Origin of the sequence: Azonexus sp. (assembly GCF_036170495.1) — a bacterium.
In the GTDB taxonomy this organism is placed as follows: domain Bacteria; phylum Pseudomonadota; class Gammaproteobacteria; order Burkholderiales; family Rhodocyclaceae; genus Azonexus.
This window is the reverse complement of record NZ_JAVHPH010000205.1, coordinates 1-3,827: the sequence shown is the minus strand read 5'-3', so window position 1 is coordinate 3,827 and position 3,827 is coordinate 1. Positions and strand designations below refer to the sequence as shown.

General features: G+C 59.7%; 4 protein-coding genes. All 4 read right to left on the bottom strand.

Annotation, left to right across the window (positions count from 1 at the left end):
• Positions 1-374 precede the first annotated feature (374 nt).
• Positions 375-1,313 carry a GGDEF domain-containing response regulator gene (locus ADADOO_RS06835; protein ID WP_511276133.1) on the bottom strand — a complete coding sequence of 313 codons (939 nt, stop codon included), beginning with the start codon at positions 1,311-1,313 and terminating at the stop codon, positions 375-377.
• Positions 1,314-1,430: 117 nt separating this feature from the next.
• Positions 1,431-2,597, bottom strand: a complete 1,167-nt coding sequence (nhaA, locus tag ADADOO_RS06830) for a Na+/H+ antiporter NhaA (RefSeq protein ID WP_511276132.1) — start codon at positions 2,595-2,597, stop codon at positions 1,431-1,433.
• Between the two features lie 57 nt (positions 2,598-2,654).
• Complete coding sequence (locus ADADOO_RS06825; RefSeq protein ID WP_511276130.1) at positions 2,655-3,680, bottom strand: tetratricopeptide repeat protein; 1,026 nt, start codon at positions 3,678-3,680, stop codon at positions 2,655-2,657.
• Positions 3,631-3,827: hypothetical protein (locus ADADOO_RS06820; protein ID WP_511276128.1), on the bottom strand; the 197-nt coding region annotated here is incomplete at its 5' end. The genes ADADOO_RS06820 and ADADOO_RS06825, both read right to left, overlap by 50 nt.

The following is a 3,827-nucleotide window of genomic DNA, read 5'->3' as shown; positions in this document are numbered from 1 at the left end:
TGATCGAAGCCAGCTGGGCGATTTTTCGCTTGAACAGCGTCTCCGACCAGCCTTTGAGATCCTTCTGCAAGGACTTGGCGATCCACGGCTCGCGCCCGGAAAAGCCTTCGGGAGCAAAGAGATTTTCGAGATTCCAGAAAGCGACGAGAGCGGACATGTTGGACTCCTGCGAAAGGGCCCGAGGCGATCAAACCGCGACCGGCAAGAATTTCAGTCTAATCAGCAAGCGCCAAAATTACCAAGTCATTTTCCGCCGGGGCGGGCGTCGCCACCGGTTTCAATTTTGGCCATTTTTTCCGGTTGACCGTGGGCTGCTGCGGTCAACCGGAAAAAATGGCTGAATTTGGCATGTCACCGCCCGGCGGCTGCTTTCCTCAGGCCACTTCCGCCCGGTTGCGCCCGGCGTCCTTGGCTTTGTAAAGCAGGTCATCGGCCAACCGAAAAAGCGCCTTGATCTGGCCCATGGCGTGGGGAAAGCAGGCGGCACCGAGGGAAATGGTGACGACAGCGGCGGCCCCGTTTTTTTCATGGGGAATGCCCAGGGCGGCCACCGCCTCGACCAGGCTGGCCGCCACACCGGCGTGCACGCCCGGCGCGGCGTCGGGAATAATCACCGCGAACTCCTCGCCGCCATAGCGGGCGACAAAAGACCCGGGCGCCGTGCGGTCGTCGTTGATCAGCTGAATCTGCTCACCGAGGCAGGCGGCAATCGCCCTCAGACAATCGTCGCCGGCCTGGTGGCCGTAGTGGTCGTTGTATTTCTTGAAATTATCGACGTCGATCATCAACAGACTGAACGGCTTATCTGATTGTCGTGCCCGCTCCCAGGCGATGTCGACCTGCATGTCCATGGCGCGGCGATTAAGCAGGCCGGTCAAGCCATCGCGATTGGCCTGATCCTGAAGTTTGCCGTTGGCCAGGCACAGGCGGGTGCGCAAGGCGGCGATCCGCGACATGGCCTTCATCTTCGCCTGCAGGACGTTTTCCGGAACGGTTTTCGACATGAAATCGTCGCCCCCCGCTTCGATGGCCGTCACCAGGTTAGTGTCGGTGTCGGTCGCGGTGACGAAGATAATCGGTGTCCAGGCCCATGGTTCCATGCCCTCCTGGGCACGAATCCGGGTCGTTACCTCAAAGCCGTTCATGCCCGGCATCTCGATGTCCATGAGGATCAGATCGAAGTTTTCCGCCTGGAAAAATTCAAGCGCAATCTCGCCATTGATCGCATGCTTGACCTCATAGCCAAAAGATTCCAGTCGCGCCCGCATGACCATGGCAATCGCTCGCGAATCGTCCACCAGCAGTATCTTCATTCGCCCCCCTGCACGCTATTGCAAACCGCGCAGTGTACTCCCCTGCGCGACAGACCTTGAGCCGGAAAGCCCATTCGGCCTCATCGAATGACCACTACCAGCCGCTTTTCTCCCGATTCACCGGCGTGGCGCCGGGCTGAAAAAACGGAGCCAGATGAATCCGAGCCCGCCCGCCGCCAGCGACGCCAAAAGGATGGCCATTTTCGACGAATTGATGAGGCTCGGACTATCGTGAAAAGCCAGGTTGGTAATGAAAATGGACATCGTGAAACCGATGCCGCCGAGCAGGCCGGCACCCAAAAGGTGACATCGCTTGAGATCGCCCGGCAGGGCACAGAGCCCGACCGCCACGGCGAGCAGGCTGGCCACGAAAATACCCAGCGGCTTGCCGAGAACGAGACCACCCAGAATGCCCAGGCTGTTGCTCGACCACAGATCCTGCTGCCAACCTGCCGAAATGACGATCCCCGTATTGGCCAAGGCAAAAATCGGCAGGATCAGAAACGCCACCGGTTTGTTCAACGCATGTTCCAGGCGGTGCGACGGAGAGGTGTCATCTTCCGCCCGGCCGGCGAACGGAATGGCAAAGGCCAGCAAAACCCCGGCGATGGTCGCATGCACGCCCGATTTGAGCATCAGGCCCCACATCAGTGCGCCGCCCAGCAGATAAGGCAGCAGCGCCATGACGCGCAGGCGATTGAGAATGACCAACAAGCCAAATACGGCAAATGCCGCGAGCAAATAGCCGGGCGAGAACTGCGTCGTATAAAAAACAGCGATGACAACAATCGCCCCCAGATCGTCCATGACCGCCAGCGCCGTCAGGAAAACCTTGAGCGAAGCCGGTACCCGACCACCGAGCAGGGCCAGCACGCCGAGCGCGAAAGCAATGTCGGTGGCCATTGGAATCCCCGCCCCGGCCTGCGTCGGCAGCTCGGCATTGAGCGCGTAGTGAATGCCCGCCGGGACAACGATGCCACCCGCCGCGGCAATGATCGGCAGCAATGCCTTGCGAAAATTCGACAGCTCGCCGACATAGAGCTCACGCTCCAGTTCCAGCCCGACAAACAGGAAAAACACCGCCATCAACGCATCGTTGGCCCAATGCTCAAGACTCAGCCCGACCACCTTGACCTGCCAGAAACCCAGATAAGCCGGCCCGAAGGCGGAATTGGCGACGAGCAGCGAGAGGATCGTGCAGAAAATCAGGACGATACCGCTCGATTTTTCCGATTCGAAAAAACGGTTGAAGGTGCTGGAGAGCGTTGTCTGAAGAGGGGTCATATTGGGCCGAAGGGACAGGACTACACACCGTGCGCAGGCGTCACGGCTGAACGGATTTTACAAGGTAATTTTGGTGCCTGAGCTGGAACGTGCGACACCATCAAGCAGCTTGATGAAATTCCGTTTCGGCTTGAACTGCACGTGCAATTCCGCCAGGTAGTCGCCAAATTCGGATAGCTGTGCCGGCGTTTTCATCAAGCCACCGACCTTGCGAATCAGTTTGATTGCCTCATCGTAAGCAGCGTTCTTGGTCTGCTCGACGATGAGCGGCACCACCCGACGGTAGAGACTGATCGCATCGCTTGGCCGACCAGATTCCAGCTTCCCAGCCAGGGTGATCAGCAGGCTGCGATCACAGATTCCTTTGTGCGCGACCGACCAGGCAGCATCGAGGTCCTCCTCCCACAAGGCGATCTGCAGGCGCAACGAATAGTTGGGAAGCGACGGTTTCGGCTTCCATCGGTTGGTCGTCGCTGCCTCGTGCGCAACGACCGTGTCGACCTTGATCAATGCGCGCTCCCGTTGCATCGGCCAGGTATCGAGCTGGTCGGCGACATCATGCAGCTTGATGTAGTGTTCGAGAACCGGGCGTTCCTCGAACTGAATCCAGGTGAGTTGCAGCGCCTCGTCATGCCGTTTGCGCTTGAGGTAGGCCGCCACCAAAAAATCGCGCAAGCGGTTGTCGGGACACTCGGGAAACGCCTTCAGGCCGCGCTCCGCCCAGTCCAGCGCCTTGTCCGACTGACTGGCCTTGGACAATATCTCGGCGATCTCAAGATAGCGGTAGCCGGATGAAAGATCCCGCGACTTGATCGCCACCAGCTCCTCGATGTCGCCGCTCGCCTTGGCCAGTTGCTCCATGATGCGGGTGATCCGGTATCGATTGTCATCGTGGCCGTCCAGACTGTCGCGTGGCTTGATCTTGCGCCACGCCGCCTCGGCCAGCTCACGGTAGCGACGCAGGCCTTCTTCGCCGAGGACATCGTGGTAGGTGGCAGCATCGAAGCTCCATACATTGAACGGCAGCGTGGTTTCAAGCCGGAAAAGGCGCTCGGCCAGTCCGCCAGGTTCCGGCCGAGTCATGGCGCTGGGCCACGTCCACTAACAGCGCGATCAAGGTTTCCGGTGCTTGCGTGGTCAGGTACTCCTTGATGTCTTGCCATGGATCGCGCCGGTTCTTCTTGCCGGGCGCCGCCCCCGGTTGCGCCGCCGCGGCATTTTCAGCCAGCC